This is a genomic window from Methylobacterium sp. CB376 (assembly GCF_029714205.1).
Classification (GTDB): Bacteria; Pseudomonadota; Alphaproteobacteria; order Rhizobiales; family Beijerinckiaceae; genus Methylobacterium.
The window spans coordinates 6,956,782-6,970,373 of record NZ_CP121648.1 but is presented as its reverse complement, the minus strand read 5'-3'; the positions used below and the strand labels follow the sequence as shown (position 1 = coordinate 6,970,373).

The following is a 13,592-nucleotide window of genomic DNA, read 5'->3' as shown; positions in this document are numbered from 1 at the left end:
GTCGAACCAGATCAATCCTGGAGTTGAGCATGGATCACGTCGAAAACAGGATCCGCGAGCGGGCCTACGCGCTGTGGGAGCGCGACGGCCGCGCGATGGGCCGCGACGCGTATTACTGGGACCTCGCCGAGCGGGAGCTGCGCGAGGCGGCCCCGGCGGCGCCGGCCCGCACGCCGCGGGCCAAGGCGGCCCCCAAGGTGCCCGGCAAGGCGCCGAGCAAGGCCGCGTCCGCCGTGAAGGCCGCCCCGCGCCGCCGCCGCGCCGCCGGGGAGAGCACCGTCGCGCCCTGAGGCGGACCGGTCATCCGCTGTCCGGACGATCAATTCCGGACAGCGTCTGACGAGCCCGCGCGGCGCTTGAGCGAAGCCGCCATCCGCATGGCCGAAATCGGAGATGGCGAAGCCATCAACCGGATGGCGTATGCCAAAAGCCCGCGCGGCGCCTGAGCGACGCCGACATCCGCATGGCCGACATCGGAGATGGCGAAGCCATCAACCGGATGTCGGATCACGCCTCCGCGGCGCAGAGCGCCTCGACGCTGCGAAGGTAGCCCGCGGCGTCGAACTTCCTCAGCGTGTTGGGGCCGAGATAGCGCACGGTGCCGAAGATCGGGCGCCGGCCCCAGGGCCGGTCGTGCAGGCCGTAGATCCAGGCCACGTTGGTGAAGGAATTCGGGTCGCGCCCGTCCAGGAAGTAGCGGTTGTTGAGCCGCAGGGTGCGCCGGAACCCCTCCTCGGGCGAGGGGGACCATTCGAGGATCTTCTTGCCCCAGTACATGCGCAGGTGGTTGTGCATGTAGCCGGTCTCGCGCATCTCCCGCATCGCCGCGTTCCAGTGGCGGTCGTGGGTGCGGCCCTCCTCCAGCGCGGCCTCGTCGTAGAGCGGGTCGCGGCGGTCGCCCGCGTGCTCGGCCAGGGCCCTGCGCGCCCAGTCCGGCACGGCCGACTCGTAGCGGTCGTAGCCCGGCTGGTAGTGGACGTGGTTCATCGCCAGTTCGCGCCGGACGATCAGTTCCTCCAGGTAGGAGGCCTTGTCCTCCGGGCCGCCGGCCGCGGCCGCCCGCACCTTCAGGGCGATCGCCACCGGCGAGATCTGGCCGAAATGCAGGTAGGGGCTCATGTGCGAGGCCGCCCCCGCCTCGGGCCGGTTGCGGACCGTGCCGTACTGCGCGAAGGGCCCGGCGAGGTAGGCGTCGAGCCGGGCCATCGCCTCGTCCTCCCCGCCGCGGAAGCGCCGCACCGGGCGCACGGCGCGGTCGAGGGTCAGGGCGGCGAGCGCCGCCTCCGGGTCCGAGACGTCGAGGTCGCTCGCCAGGGCGAGCCCGTCCGCCGCGTGCGCCACCCTGCGGGCGCGCAGGGGCGCGAGGTAGGAGTCCCAGAGCCGCTGCAGCTTCGGGCGCAGGGTGCGGGCGGCGAATTCGTGCTTGTCCGAGGCGGTCTCGACCGGGACCACCACGTCGCCCTCGACCTGCACCACCGGGCAGGCGAGGCCCCGGGCGATCTCGGCGCTCCACGCCCTCTGCACCGTGAGGTAGCCGCGGTCGAGCACCGCCAGGGCCGCCTCGGCGCCCAGCGCCAGGGCCGCCGCCGCCGGGGTGGAGCGGCGCAGCACGAAGGCGATGCCGCGCCGCTCCACCCCGGCCCTGGCGGCGGCGAGCCCCTGCAGCAGGAAGGCGTAGTGGCGGGCATTCGCCTCCGGGAAGGTCCGGCCGCCGTCGAGGAGGCCGAACCCCACCACCACGGGCAGGCCGAGGCGGTTCGCCTCGTCGATCGCGTGTTCGAGGGCCGGGTTGTCGCGGCTGCGCATCGCCTGCTGCATCAGGTAGAGCACGTAGCGCCCCTGCCGCGGCGGCGCCTGGTTGAGCGCGCGGATCCGCGCCGCCTCGATCGGCCCCTCGCCCGCCATGTCGTCCCCTCCCCGATTCCCGGCGCCAACCTGGAGCGGCCGGCCCGTTCGGGCCAGTGCCCGCCCCTGCGACAAAAATCGGCAACGTTGCCAATAATGCCGGCTTGCCTTCGCGGCGGCGCATCCTATCTTGTTGCAGTGCGGGATCGCGATGGCGTCGCGGTCCCGCTGCCCTCCTTGGGCGTTTCCTCCCTAGACTTGGGCCGCACCTCGTGTGCGGCCTTTTTTCTGCGCCGTGCGACCCGCCGGGGCGCGGCCGCGTTGCCGCCCTGCCCTGGCCCGCCGCATGCATCGCCGGCGCCGGACACGGACGGAGGCGAGATGCAGCACTTCACCCTTCGGATCGAGCAGAGCGGCAGCGGGCTCGTCTGCATCACCAGCCCGGAGATCAAGAGCCTGTTCGTCGCCGACGAGACCCTCGACGGCGCCCTCCAGGCGGTGCCGAGCCTGGTGAAGGCCCTCACCCGCGACGAGAAGGCGGGGCGCCCGGTCGAGGAGCCGGCCGAGTAGCCCTCAGCCCCGCACCCGCGCCCGGATCATGAAGTTGTCGTAGGTGTACTCGGCCACCTGGAACCACAGATAGGCGTCGTTGCGGAAGCTCCTGAGCGAGTCGTAGAGCCGCTTGAAGTCGGGGTTCTTGGCCGACAGGTCGGCGTAGATCTCGTTGGCGGCCTTGAACGCGGCCTCCATCAGGTCCTGCGGGAAGGGCTTGACCTGGGTGCCGGCGCGCAGGAGCTGGCGCAGGGACGCCATGTTGCGGGCATCGTACTTCGCCTGCAGGTCGGCATGGGCCTGGGCGGCCGCCATCTGGGCAATGGCCTTGTAGGATTTGGGCAGTTCGCTCCATTTCTGGGCACCGAACCAGAAGTGCAGCATCGCCCCGCCCTCCCAGAAGCCCGGGTAGTAGTAGAAGGGCGCCACCTTGTTGAGGCCGAGCTTCTCGTCGTCGTAGGGGCCGATCCACTCGGCGGCGTCGATCGCCTTGGATTCGAGGGCGCCGAGGATCTCCGGACCGGGCAGGCTCTGGGGCACGACGCCGAGCTTGGCCAGCACCTGGGCGCCGAGCCCGCCGATGCGCAAGCGCAGCCCCTGCAGGTCGGCGGTGCTCTTGATCTCCTTGCGGAACCAGCCGCCCATCTGGGCGCCGGTATTGCCGCCCGGCAGGGCGTAGAGCTTGTGGCGGGCGAAGATCTCGTTGAACAGGTCGAGGGCGCCGCCCTGGAGCATCCAGGCGCTCTGCTGGCGGGCGTTGAGCCCGAAGGGCATCGCGGTGGCGAGGGCGAAGACGGGGTCGCGGCCCGGATCGGACGAGGCCGCCGCGTAGCCCATCTCGACCGTGCCGGCCCCCACCGCGTCGAGGAGCCCGGCCTCGCCGCCGGGGGCGGGGGCGACCTCGATCTGGAAGCGCCCGTCCGTGGCCTCGCCGACGACGCGGGCGAAGAGTTCGGCGGCGCCGTAGAGCGCATCGAGGCTGCGCGGGAAGGCCGAGTGCAGGCGCCAGCGCAGGTCGGGCGCCCCCTGCGCCAGGGCCGGCGCCGCGAATCCGGCCCCCGCGAGCCCGACTCCCCCCGTCAGCAGATCGCGACGCTTCATGCCCACTCCCCGGCCCGTGTCACACCGCCTCCCTAACGCCCCAGCGCCGCTGCGGTCCCGAGGCGCGGGGCGCATCGTCCGCGCCGCGCCGGCGTCGCCGCGGTCGCGGCGGCCGTTCGCGCGCCCGATGCTTAGCCCGGTTCCCCGCCTGGCGCACCGGGGACGCGGAAGAACGCGCTCGAACCGGGCCCGCGCCTGTGCTAGCGGGATGGCGTGACACCCGAACCGATCTCCCTCCACACCGTCTGCGGCCTGGAAGAGCTGGGGCACCACGCGACCCGGGGCGTGACGCACGTGCTCTCGATCCTGGATCCGGGCTGGCCGGAGCCGGACGCGTTCGGGACCTACGACGCGCATCACCGCACCACCCTGCGCTTCCACGACATCATCGCGCCGACGCGAGGGCAGGTGCTGCCGGAGCCCGACCACGTGGCGGCGATCCTGGCCTTCGGGCAGGACCTCGCCGGGGAGCGCCCGCGCGACCGGCACCTGCTGATCCACTGCCACGCCGGCATCTCGCGCTCGACCGCCGCGATGACGATGCTGCTGGCCCAGGCCCATCCGGACCTCGACGAGGCGGCGGTGGTGGCCCGCGTGCACGAGTTGCGCGAGAAGGCGTGGCCCAACGCCCGCATGATCGCCTTCGCGGACGAGGCCCTCGGCCGCCGCGGCCGGCTCTCGGAGGCGGTGCGCCGGCTCCACGCCCTGCAGCTCAAGGTGCGTCCGCATCTCGACGGGCTGATGCGGGAATTGGGGCGCGGGCAGGAGGTCGACGCGGCGCTGAGGGGGTAGCCGCGATCGCGGCCGGCGGGGACCGGCCGCCGGCCCCGGCGTCACGCCCCCGAGGCGGGGGAACGCAGCACGAACCGCGCGATCGCCCGCGCGAACCCGTCCGCGTCGTTGCCCGCCGTGACCTCCCGCGCCGCCCGCTTCACGGCCTCGGCGGCGTTCCCCATGGCGATCGGCAGGCCGCTCTGCGCGAACATCGCCACGTCGTTCGCCATGTCGCCGAGGGTCGCCACCTCCTCGCGCGCGAGCCCCAGCTCCTCCCGGATCCGCGCCACGAAGCGGCCCTTGTCGGCGCCGGGGGGCGTCACGTCGAGGTAGTAGGCCTGCGAGCGGTGCACCGAGGCCGACCCGCCGAGTTCCGCCGCGAGCGCCGCCTCGCAGGAGGCGAGCGCCGCCGCGTCCCGGCTCACCCCGACGAGCTTGGCGGCCCGCGCCAGGAAGGGCGCGAGGTCCGGCACCACCCGCGGCTGCGCCGCGAGGGTGCGCCGCTCCAGGTCCGTGTAGGGCGCGCGCGGGTCGCGCAGCAGCCACGCGCCCTCCGCGAACACCCAGAGGTCGATGCGGGCGGCCGCGAAGCGGGAGGCGGCCGCCCGCGCCGCCGCCTCCGGCACGAACGCCTCCGACAGGACCGAGAAATCCGGCGCCAGCACGGTCGCGCCGTTGAAGGCGCCCATCGGCAGGGTGAGGCCGAGGGCCGCCGCGAGCGGCCGCAGCCCCACCGGCGGGCGGCTCGACGCCACCGTGAAGGCGATGCCCCGTTCCCGCAGCGCCGCCACCGCCGCCACCGCGGCCGGCGTCAGGCGCTTGTCGGGGGCGACCAGCGTGCCGTCCACGTCCGACACCACGAGGCGGATCGTCATCTCAGATCTCCCGATGGGCCGAATCCGGCTCGGCGGGGATCTCGGCGCGGGCCGGCACGATCTCGGGCGCCAGCACCCGCTCGCGCAGGCGCTGCGGCCCGAGCACGAGGGCGAAGAAGTCGTACTCCCCCGGCAGGTCGTTCGACATCAGGTACTGGAAGTGCATCCGGAACGGCCGCGCGCTGATCTTGGCGTAGACCTCGGGGCTGAGGATGTCCTTGAACCGCGCCGAGCGGATCGCCGGGTTCGCGGTGCGCCGCCGCGGCGGCAGGGCGAGGTCGCGGCCGGGATTGAAGCCCGGAAAGTTCATCCAGTCCTGCGGCGCCTGGAAATCCGCCCAGACCACCCGCTCGCTCTCGACGAGCGCGGCGATCTCGGCCCGCACCCGGCGCGCCCGCGGGTTGACCGCCACCAGCGGCAGCCCCGCCCCCAGGGTGACGAGGGAGAGGTCCCGCCGGCCCGTCCGCGCCAGCAGCCGCGCGGCGAGTTCGACCGCGGTCAGCGCGCCCGAGGAATGCCCGACCAGCATCACCTCGTCGGCCGGCGTCTCGGCGATCCGCGCCGCCACGTGGTCGGCGAGGGCGGACAGCCGCGCCTCGTAGTCGGGCCGCCAGCCGTTGCTGTGCTGCCAGTTGAAGACCCAGTCGTTGATGAGCTGGCGCAGGAAGATCCGGTCGAGGAGAGGCGTCGCCAGGATCACCGCCCCCACTCCGCCGAGGAGCCCGAACCCGACGCTCGCCAGGGCCGGCAGCCCCGTCCCGCCGCGCTCCAGCCCCGCCCCGAGCCCCAGCCCGAGGAACACGCCCAGGACCACGAGCAGCACCGTCATCACGAAGGGGTACAGGATGACGTTCCCGTATTTCCAGTTCAGCGCGTAGAGGCGGAACAACTTCCCGGTCGCGAGGGCGTGCAGGATGCCGACGGTGAGCAGCAGCATCGAGAGCGGCAGCGGCCGGCGGAAATCCTGCCGGACGAGGTCGTCCCAGAGCAGCACCTCGTAGTCGATGCGGGTCTCCCAGGTCGCCCGGCCGGCCTCGACGGTCCAGGCCTGGACGAGCCCGTCCGGGCTCGCGCGCGCCGGCGAGACCCGGCGGCGCGGCAGGTCGAAGCGCCGGCCGTAGCGGGAGAGTTCGCGCACGAAGAGCGCCCGGTAGCGCTTATGAGATTCCGGGTCGTAGCCCGGCAGGTAGAAGACCTGCCGCCGCCGCACCGGGCCGCCCGGCCCCTGGGGGAAATCGGGCGGCGTGTAGCCGATCGTTCCAGTCATGCGCCCCTCGACCGCATGCGCTCCTCGACCGCGCCGCGAGGCCGGGGTCTTAGCCCCTCCGGGCGGGCGGGTCCAACCGGCGGCGCGACCCGGCGGGCCGTCAAGATCGTGTTCCGGCACGCGGGCGGCCCTGTGCGATACGGGGAGTGCGGGGAGCCTCCCCCCTGCCCGACCCAGTGTGACACGGCGGCCACGGACAGCCCCCGCCGCTTGGAGTAGGAGCCAAGCTCACGCGGACAAGGACGAGCCACGAACGGATGCGCCCCCTCCCGATCGCTCTCTGCGCCGCGCTCGCCGTCTCCGGCTGCAGCAGCTTCCTGCCCGCCTCCGGACCGACCGGCAGCGCCGTCGCCGAGGGCGCGGACATCGCCACCGACCAGGGCCTGTTCGCCCGCTACGAGATCATCGACGTCGACGCGTCGACGGTGGAGGCCCTGCGCGGGCGGCCCCTCGACAGCCTGCTCGCCTCGTTCGGCGACCGCCGCCCCTCGGTCGAGCCGGTGATCGGGATCGGCGACGCCGTCACGGTGACGATCTGGGAGGCGAGCACCGGCGGCCTGTTCTCCGGCGCCCTGGTGGCGGACCGGTTCTCGGCGGGCTCGAAATCCGCCACCATCCCGCCGCAGGTCGTCACCCGCGACGGCACCATCACGGTGCCCTACGCGGGCCGGATCCAGGTCGCGGGCAAGCGCGTCCAGGACGTGCAGGGGCAGATCGAGCAGGAACTCGCCGGCAAGGCGATCGAGCCGCAGGTGATCGTCACGGTGACGCAGCCCGCCAGCACCGTGGTGACGGTGACCGGCGAGGTCACGGCGGGCGCCCGCATCCCCCTCTCGACCAAGGGCGACCGGCTCCTCGACGTGATCGCCTCGGCGGGCGGCGTGCGCGCGGCGGTGAGCGAGACCTTCGTGCGCCTCTCGCGGGGCCAGACCACCGCCACCGTGCCGCTGACCGCGGTGGTCTCGAACCCGCGCGAGAACATCTACCTGCGCCCGGGCGACACCCTCACCCTCGTGCGCGACCCCCAGACCTTCCTGGCCACCGGGGCCACGGGCGTGAACTACGAGATCCCGTTCCAGGCCGAGGGCATCACCCTGGCCCAGGCCATCGCCAAGGCCGGGGGCCTGCGCGACTTCCAGGCCGACGCGCAGGGCGTGTTCGTGTTCCGCTTCGAGCCGGCCTCGGTGGTGCGCCGCCTGCGCCCGCGCAGCCCGCTCCTCGCCAGCCCGCAGGTGCCGGTGGTCTACCGGGTCAACATGCGCGATCCCAACAGCCTGTTCGTCACCCAGGCCTTCCGGATGCGCAACCGCGACATGCTCTACGTCTCGAACGCGCCCTTCACCGAGGTGCAGAAGGTGCTGAGCGTCTTCTCCACCGTCACCGCGCCGGTCTCGGCCGGCGCCTCGCTCTACCAGACGACGCGATGAGGCGAGGGGCCCGCGGGGGGCCCTTCCTCGTGGTCCCGGCGGCGGAGGGGGGAGCCGGTGCCGGCTCCCCGCCGCCTCAGCGGGTGAACTTCTTGTACTTGATGCGGTGCGGGATGGTGGAATCGACCCCGAGCCGGCGCTTCTTGTCCTCCTCGTAATCCGCGAAATTGCCCTCGAACCACTCGACGTGGCTGTCGCCCTCGAAGGCGAGGATGTGGGTGGCGATGCGGTCGAGGAACCAGCGGTCGTGGCTGATGATGACCGCGCAGCCGGCGTAATCCTCCAGCGCCTCCTCCAGCGCCCGCAGGGTGTCGACGTCGAGGTCGTTGGTCGGCTCGTCGAGCAGCAGCACGTTCGCGCCGCTCTTCAGGATCTTGGCGAGGTGGACCCGGTTGCGCTCGCCGCCCGACAGGACGCCGACCTTCTTCTGCTGGTCCGAGCCCTTGAAGTTGAAGGCGCCGCAATAGGCCCGGCTGTTGATCTCGCGCTTGCCGAGATAGAGGATGTCGTTCCCGCCCGAGATCTCCTGCCAGACCGTGGCGTCGGGGTTGAGGGTGTCGCGCGACTGGTCGACGTAGCCGAGCTTGACGCTCTCGCCGACCGTGATGGTGCCCTTGTCGGGGGTCTCCTGGCCGGTGATCATGCGGAACAGGGTGGTCTTGCCGGCCCCGTTCGGCCCGATAACGCCGACGATGCCGCCCGGCGGCAGCTTGAAGCTGAGATCGTCGATCAGCAGCCGGTCGCCGAAGGCCTTGCCGAGCCCGTCGAACTCGATGACGTTGTTGCCGAGGCGCTCGGCAATCGGGATGACGATCTGGGCGGTCGAGGGGCCCTTCTCCTGCGACTTCGCCACGAGCTCCTCGTAGCGGGCGATGCGGGCCTTGGACTTGGCCTGCCGGGCCTTCGGCGAGGCCGCGACCCATTGCTGCTCGCGCTCGAGGGTGCGCTGGCGCGCCTCCTCCTCGCGGCCCTCCTGGGCGAGGCGCTTCTGCTTCTGGACGAGCCAGGACGAGTAATTGCCCTCGTAGGGGATGCCGCGGCCGCGGTCGAGCTCCAGGATCCAGCCCGTGACGTTGTCGAGGAAGTAGCGGTCGTGGGTGACGATCAGGATCGCGCCCGGATAGGTGCGCAGGTGGCCTTCGAGCCAGGCCACGGTCTCGGCGTCGAGGTGGTTGGTCGGCTCGTCGAGGAGCAGCAATTCGGGCTGCCAGAGCAGGAGCCGGCAGAGGGCGACGCGGCGGCGCTCGCCGCCCGAGAGGGTGGCGACCGCGACCTCGTCGCCGGGGCAGCGCAGGGCGTCCATGGCCTGGTCGACCTTGGAATCGAGATCCCACAGGCCCTTGGCCTCGATCTCGTCCTGCAGGCGGGTCATCTCGTCCGCCGTCTCCTCGGAATAGTTCATCGCGAGTTCGTTGTAGCGGTCGAGGATGGCCTGGCTCTCGGCCACGCCCTCCATGACGTTCTCGCGCACGGTCTTGCTGGTGTCGAGCTGGGGCTCCTGGGGCAGGTAGCCGACCCGGGCGCCCTCCGCGACGAAGCCGTCGCCGGTGAAATCCTTGTCGATGCCGGCCATGATGCGCAGCAGGGTCGACTTGCCGGCGCCGTTGACACCGAGCACGCCGATCTTGGCGTCCGGGTAGAAGGAGAGGTGCACGTTGTCGAGCACCTTCTTGCCGCCCGAGTAGGTCTTGGTCAGACCCCGCATGTGGTAGATGAATTCACGGGCCATCGGAGTTCCTTCGGTCGAGCGGCGCGGTCCCGCAAAGCCGGCGCGCCGGGCCGACCGTCGCGGGCGCCGGCGCGAAGGTCCGCGCGAGGATAAGGGGTCGCCTCCGCGATAGCAGGGCGGCCGGGGGTGTGCAAGGCGGGGGTCGGGAGGCCCGACCGCGCCGGGATCCCCCCGCGCGGGATCGGATCGCGGCCCCCCGGAAGGGGCTACCCGAACGGGTTGCGCACGCTCTCGGTGCGCGGCTGCGGCCGCGGCGCCTCCTCGGGTAGGTGGGCCTGCGCCTCCAGCGCCGTCACCACCCCCTCCAGGATCGCCCGGAGCGTCCGCGCCCGCTCCAGGCTCAGCCGGTCGCGGGCGAGTTCCAGGGAGCCGTGCAGGACGATCCGCTCGGTGCCGTTCTCGACCGTGAACGCGCCGAGCGTCTGGACGGTGGCGTCGTCGGAGAAGGGGATGAGCGGGCAGGACGCCATGGGCGGGGCTCCTCAGAACAGCGAGCGGATCGCCTCGCGGAGCGCCCGCTTGGCCATCCGGGTCAGCTCGTGGGCGAGCCAGTCGACGAAGGAGGGTTCCGGCCTCCCGCGCGGGCGGTGGCCGCCGGAGACCTCGTCGCGCCGGGGCTCGGGCAGCCGCATCGCGCGGGCCCGGGCCGCCTCCGGCAGGCCCGGGAAGACCACGATGCCGGCGATCGCGGCGAGCTGCGCGGGCGAGACCGTCTCGTAGCCGGCATTCTCGGCGTTGCGCGCGAGGTAGATCCCCGCCTCGCCCCGGCGCGGGTCGTAGACCGCCTTGAACAGCCGGGTCGGCACCAGCACCCGGCCCTTCAGCGCCTGGACGTTGCCGCCCTCGAAGGTCGGGCCGGTCACCACGTAGAGGTCGCCCCGCTCCGCCGCGAGATTGCGCACCGCGCTCTCGATCCCGGCCCAGAGCCCGCGATTCAGGTCGGAGTTCTGCGGCACCATGTTGGCCAGGCTGAAGGATTCCGCCATCGCGGCCGGGTCCGGCATGTCGCCCGAGGGCGCCATGTGGCCGCGGTCGAAGCCGCTGCCGACGTAGTCCGACAGGTCGGCCCGCTCGGCCGCCGGGAGGCGCGCCTCCTCGTGGAAGGAATCGACCCGGTCGAGCCGGCGCGCCGCCTCCACGCGCGCCCGGTCGAGATGCTCGGCCGCGTAGAGCGGCGTGCGCGAGAGGCTCGAATGCAGCACCGCGAAGGCGCGGAAGCACAGGAGCGTCGCGCCCGCAGCGAGCCGCGGGTTGGTCAGGGCGGGCGGCTGCCCGTCCGCGAAGTGCTGGGGACACTCCTCCGCGAGGGCGGGCCCCGCGACAAGGAGAAGCGCCGGCAGGAGGCGCCGCGGGCCGGACCGCATCCCCATCTCAGAAACAGACCCGCCCATCTCAGAAACAGACCCGCACCCGCCGCGGCCCCTCGGGCGTCGGGCGCCAACGCCACCCGCAGGGGGGGCGGTAGAGGGGATTCCAGGCGCAGTGCAGGAAGAGGTCGCATTGGGTGCCGCCGGGGGCGTAGGCCGGGGCGTTCGGCGGCGGCAGCGCCGGCCGGGACGCGTCCGCGGCCTGCGCCCCCAGCACCCCGCCCGCCAGAAACCAGGCGCTCGCCACCGCTCGCATCGCTCCGCCCCGTCCGGCTGGCCGCGCCACGCGGCCCGGCCCGTTCTACCCCAGGGCGGGACGGCTGTCCCGCCGGACGGCCGCCCCGCCGGGCGGCTGTCCGGCCGGGCGGACACCGGGCGGGACGGCCCTCCGGAGGGGCGGATCCCTTCCTGACGCGGTGGGGGTTCAGAATGTTGTTCGGACTTGTTACAAACCACACCGCCACGGCCGGGATGATCATGGCACCGCAATGGCACCCCGGTTCTGTCCCGATCGCAAAGTGTCCCGATGCAGGGCCAGCACCCCGCAGCGGACGACGCTGAACTTCACCGCATATGCCTCGCCGGGCCGAGCCTGGCCGCTTCAACCACGGGTGTACGATCTTGTCAGCACTGGTTCTTCCCCTCCTCGATCGCGTCCGTGATCCGTCGGAGCTTCGCGCCCTGCCGGAGAGCGACCTGGCGCAGCTCGCCGCGGAACTGCGCGCCGAGACCATCGACGCGGTCTCGGTCACCGGCGGCCATCTCGGCGCGGGGCTGGGCGTGGTCGAACTCACGGTCGCCCTGCACTACGTCTTCCACACTCCCGACGACCGCCTGATCTGGGACGTCGGCCACCAGGCCTACCCGCACAAGATCCTCACCGGCCGGCGCGACCGCATCCGCACCCTGCGCCAGGGCGGCGGCCTCTCCGGCTTCACCAAGCGCGCCGAGAGCCCCTACGATCCCTTCGGCGCCGCCCACTCCTCCACCTCCATCTCCGCCGGCCTCGGCATGGCCGTCGCCCGCGACCTCGCCGAGGCCGCCGCCCGCGCCCGCGGCGAGACCCCCGAGCGCCGCAACGTCGTGGCGGTCATCGGCGACGGATCCATCTCCGCCGGCATGGCCTACGAGGCCATGAACAACGCCGGCGCCCTGCGCTCCCGCCTCGTCGTCATCCTCAACGACAACGACATGTCCATCGCGCCCCCGGTCGGCGCCATGTCGGCCTACCTCGCCCGCCTGGTCTCCGGCGACACCTACCGCTCCCTGCGCGACACCGCCCGCCAGTTCGGCCGCCTGCTGCCCAAGGCCCTCTACGACACCGCCGTGCGCGCCGAGGAATACGCCCGCGGCATCCTGGCGGGCGGCGGCACCATGTTCGAGGAGCTCGGCTTCCACTACGTCGGCCCGATCGACGGCCACAACCTCGACCACCTGCTGCCCATCCTCAAGAACGTCCGCGACGCGCCCGAGGGGCCGGTCCTGGTCCACGTCGTCACCCAGAAGGGCAAGGGCTACGCCCCCGCCGAGGCCGCCGCCGACCGCGGCCACGCCGTGGTCAAGTTCGACGTCGTCTCCGGCCAGCAGGTCAAGGCCAAGGCCAACGCCCCGACCTACACCCGGGTGTTCGGCGAGAGCCTGGTCAAGGCGGCGGACGCCGACGACAAGGTGGTGGCGATCACCGCCGCGATGCCCTCCGGCACCGGGGTCGACCTGTTCGCCAAGGCCCATCCGGGGCGCACCTTCGACGTCGGCATCGCCGAGCAGCACGCCGTGACCTTCGCGGCCGGGCTGGCGGCGGAGGGCTACCGGCCGTTCTGCGCGATCTACTCGACCTTCCTGCAGCGGGCCTACGACCAGGTCGTGCACGACGTGGCGCTGCAGAACCTGCCGGTGCGCTTCGCGCTCGACCGGGCCGGCCTGGTCGGGGCGGACGGGGCGACGCATGCGGGGGCCTTCGACCTGGCCTACCTGTGCTGCCTGCCCAACATGGTGGTGATGGCGGCCGCCGACGAGGCGGAGCTGGTGCACATGGTGGCGACCGCCCACGCGCACGATGCCGGCCCGATCGCCTTCCGCTACCCGCGGGGCGAGGGGGTGGGGGTGGACCTGCCCGAGAAGGGCGAGGTTCTGGCGCTGGGCCGCGGCCGGGTGATCCGGCGCCCGGAGGGGGCGCGGGTGGCGCTGGTGAGCCTGGGGACGCGCCTGGCGGAGGCGCTGAAGGCGGCCGAGCAGCTGGAGGAGCGCGGGATCGGGGTGACGGTGGCGGATGCGCGCTTTGCCAAGCCGCTGGACGAGGGGCTGCTGCTGGATCTTGCGGGCAGCCACGAGGTGCTGGTGACGGTGGAGGAGGGCTCGACCGGGGGCTTCGGCGCGATGGTGCTGCACCTGCTCGCGGGGCGCGGGGCGCTGGATGCCGGGACGGTGCGGGTGCGCACGCTGACCCTGCCGGACAGCTACCAGGACCACGACACGCCCGAGCGCATGTACGCCCAGGCCGGCCTCGACGCTCCCGCCATCGTCCGAGCCGTCGAGCACGCGCTCCCGGACGTGCGCCGGGAGCGCGCGCGCCTGCGCCGGGTCTGACCCGGGTCCTGGGCGGCGGAAGTTAACGCTGCGGTCCTCCCGCGCTTGTCGGGCGGGCCCCGAAATGGC

Annotated in this window: 13 protein-coding genes; 5 read left to right on the top strand and 8 right to left on the bottom strand. The window is 72.9% G+C overall.

Annotated features, from left to right (window positions below; translation table 11 throughout):
• Positions 1-29 precede the first annotated feature (29 nt).
• A complete protein-coding gene (locus QA634_RS32150) occupies positions 30-290 on the top strand; it encodes a DUF2934 domain-containing protein (protein WP_012336006.1) in 261 nt (86 codons plus the stop codon).
• A 217-nt stretch (positions 291-507) separates the two neighbouring features.
• Here the strand turns inward: QA634_RS32150 and QA634_RS32145 are convergent, their stop codons facing one another.
• Positions 508-1,905 carry a deoxyribodipyrimidine photo-lyase gene (locus QA634_RS32145; protein WP_012336005.1) on the bottom strand — a complete coding sequence of 466 codons (1,398 nt, stop codon included), beginning with the start codon at positions 1,903-1,905 and terminating at the stop codon, positions 508-510.
• A 321-nt stretch (positions 1,906-2,226) separates the two neighbouring features.
• On the opposite strand from QA634_RS32145, the gene QA634_RS32140 reads away from it, so the two are divergent.
• Complete coding sequence (locus QA634_RS32140; RefSeq protein ID WP_012336004.1) at positions 2,227-2,415, top strand: hypothetical protein; 189 nt, start codon at positions 2,227-2,229, stop codon at positions 2,413-2,415.
• 3 nt (positions 2,416-2,418) lie between these two features.
• On the opposite strand, the gene QA634_RS32135 is transcribed toward QA634_RS32140, so the two are convergent.
• Complete coding sequence (locus QA634_RS32135) at positions 2,419-3,498, bottom strand: TRAP transporter substrate-binding protein (RefSeq protein WP_012336003.1); 1,080 nt, start codon at positions 3,496-3,498, stop codon at positions 2,419-2,421.
• 213 nt (positions 3,499-3,711) lie between these two features.
• Here QA634_RS32135 and QA634_RS32130 point away from each other — a divergent pair, with 213 nt between their 5' ends.
• Positions 3,712-4,290: a tyrosine phosphatase family protein gene (locus QA634_RS32130; protein WP_012336002.1), complete on the top strand. Its 579-nt coding sequence runs from the start codon at positions 3,712-3,714 to the stop codon at positions 4,288-4,290.
• Between the two features lie 41 nt (positions 4,291-4,331).
• On the opposite strand, the gene QA634_RS32125 is transcribed toward QA634_RS32130, so the two are convergent.
• Positions 4,332-5,147, bottom strand: coding sequence for a Cof-type HAD-IIB family hydrolase (locus tag QA634_RS32125; protein WP_012336001.1), 816 nt, complete (start codon positions 5,145-5,147; stop codon positions 4,332-4,334).
• 1 nt (position 5,148) lies between these two features.
• A complete protein-coding gene (locus QA634_RS32120) occupies positions 5,149-6,414 on the bottom strand; it encodes an alpha/beta hydrolase (protein WP_012336000.1) in 1,266 nt (421 codons plus the stop codon).
• 257 nt (positions 6,415-6,671) lie between these two features.
• Between QA634_RS32120 and QA634_RS32115 the strand changes: the two genes are divergently transcribed.
• Entirely contained in the window at positions 6,672-7,841 is a 1,170-nt protein-coding gene (locus tag QA634_RS32115; RefSeq protein ID WP_012335999.1) for a polysaccharide biosynthesis/export family protein, read from the top strand.
• A 76-nt stretch (positions 7,842-7,917) separates the two neighbouring features.
• Here QA634_RS32115 and ettA read toward each other — a convergent pair whose 3' ends face one another.
• The 4 genes from ettA to QA634_RS32095 all read right to left on the bottom strand — a co-directional run bounded on the left by ettA (position 7,918) and on the right by QA634_RS32095 (position 11,193).
• A complete protein-coding gene (gene ettA / locus QA634_RS32110) occupies positions 7,918-9,570 on the bottom strand; it encodes an energy-dependent translational throttle protein EttA (RefSeq protein ID WP_012335998.1) in 1,653 nt (550 codons plus the stop codon).
• Between the two features lie 206 nt (positions 9,571-9,776).
• Positions 9,777-10,040, bottom strand: coding sequence for a hypothetical protein (locus QA634_RS32105; protein ID WP_012335997.1), 264 nt, complete (start codon positions 10,038-10,040; stop codon positions 9,777-9,779).
• Positions 10,041-10,052: 12 nt separating this feature from the next.
• Positions 10,053-10,934 (bottom strand): DNA/RNA non-specific endonuclease, encoded by an 882-nt coding sequence (locus QA634_RS32100; RefSeq protein WP_018263449.1) that lies wholly within the window; start codon positions 10,932-10,934, stop codon positions 10,053-10,055.
• A gap of 28 nt (positions 10,935-10,962) precedes the next feature.
• On the bottom strand, positions 10,963-11,193 hold the full coding sequence (locus QA634_RS32095; protein ID WP_265576470.1) for a hypothetical protein: 231 nt from the start codon (positions 11,191-11,193) through the stop codon (positions 10,963-10,965).
• A gap of 365 nt (positions 11,194-11,558) precedes the next feature.
• On the opposite strand from QA634_RS32095, the gene dxs reads away from it, so the two are divergent.
• Positions 11,559-13,523, top strand: a complete 1,965-nt coding sequence (gene dxs, locus QA634_RS32090) for a 1-deoxy-D-xylulose-5-phosphate synthase (RefSeq protein WP_012335994.1) — start codon at positions 11,559-11,561, stop codon at positions 13,521-13,523.
• Positions 13,524-13,592: the final 69 nt, after the last annotated feature.

Excerpts from the sequence above, each read along its gene's own strand:
- QA634_RS32150 (WP_012336006.1), top strand. The coding sequence starts at position 30 with ATGGATCACGTCGAAAACAGGATCCGCGAGCGGGCCTACGCGCTGTGG.
- QA634_RS32145 (WP_012336005.1), bottom strand. The coding sequence starts at position 1,905 with ATGGCGGGCGAGGGGCCGATCGAGGCGGCGCGGATCCGCGCGCTCAAC.
- QA634_RS32140 (WP_012336004.1), top strand. The coding sequence starts at position 2,227 with ATGCAGCACTTCACCCTTCGGATCGAGCAGAGCGGCAGCGGGCTCGTC.
- QA634_RS32135 (WP_012336003.1), bottom strand. The coding sequence starts at position 3,498 with ATGAAGCGTCGCGATCTGCTGACGGGGGGAGTCGGGCTCGCGGGGGCC.
- QA634_RS32125 (WP_012336001.1), bottom strand. The coding sequence starts at position 5,147 with ATGACGATCCGCCTCGTGGTGTCGGACGTGGACGGCACGCTGGTCGCC.
- QA634_RS32120 (WP_012336000.1), bottom strand. The coding sequence starts at position 6,414 with ATGACTGGAACGATCGGCTACACGCCGCCCGATTTCCCCCAGGGGCCG.
- QA634_RS32115 (WP_012335999.1), top strand. The coding sequence starts at position 6,672 with ATGCGCCCCCTCCCGATCGCTCTCTGCGCCGCGCTCGCCGTCTCCGGC.
- ettA (WP_012335998.1), bottom strand. The coding sequence starts at position 9,570 with ATGGCCCGTGAATTCATCTACCACATGCGGGGTCTGACCAAGACCTAC.
- QA634_RS32105 (WP_012335997.1), bottom strand. The coding sequence starts at position 10,040 with ATGGCGTCCTGCCCGCTCATCCCCTTCTCCGACGACGCCACCGTCCAG.
- QA634_RS32100 (WP_018263449.1), bottom strand. The coding sequence starts at position 10,934 with ATGCGGTCCGGCCCGCGGCGCCTCCTGCCGGCGCTTCTCCTTGTCGCG.
- QA634_RS32095 (WP_265576470.1), bottom strand. The coding sequence starts at position 11,193 with ATGCGAGCGGTGGCGAGCGCCTGGTTTCTGGCGGGCGGGGTGCTGGGG.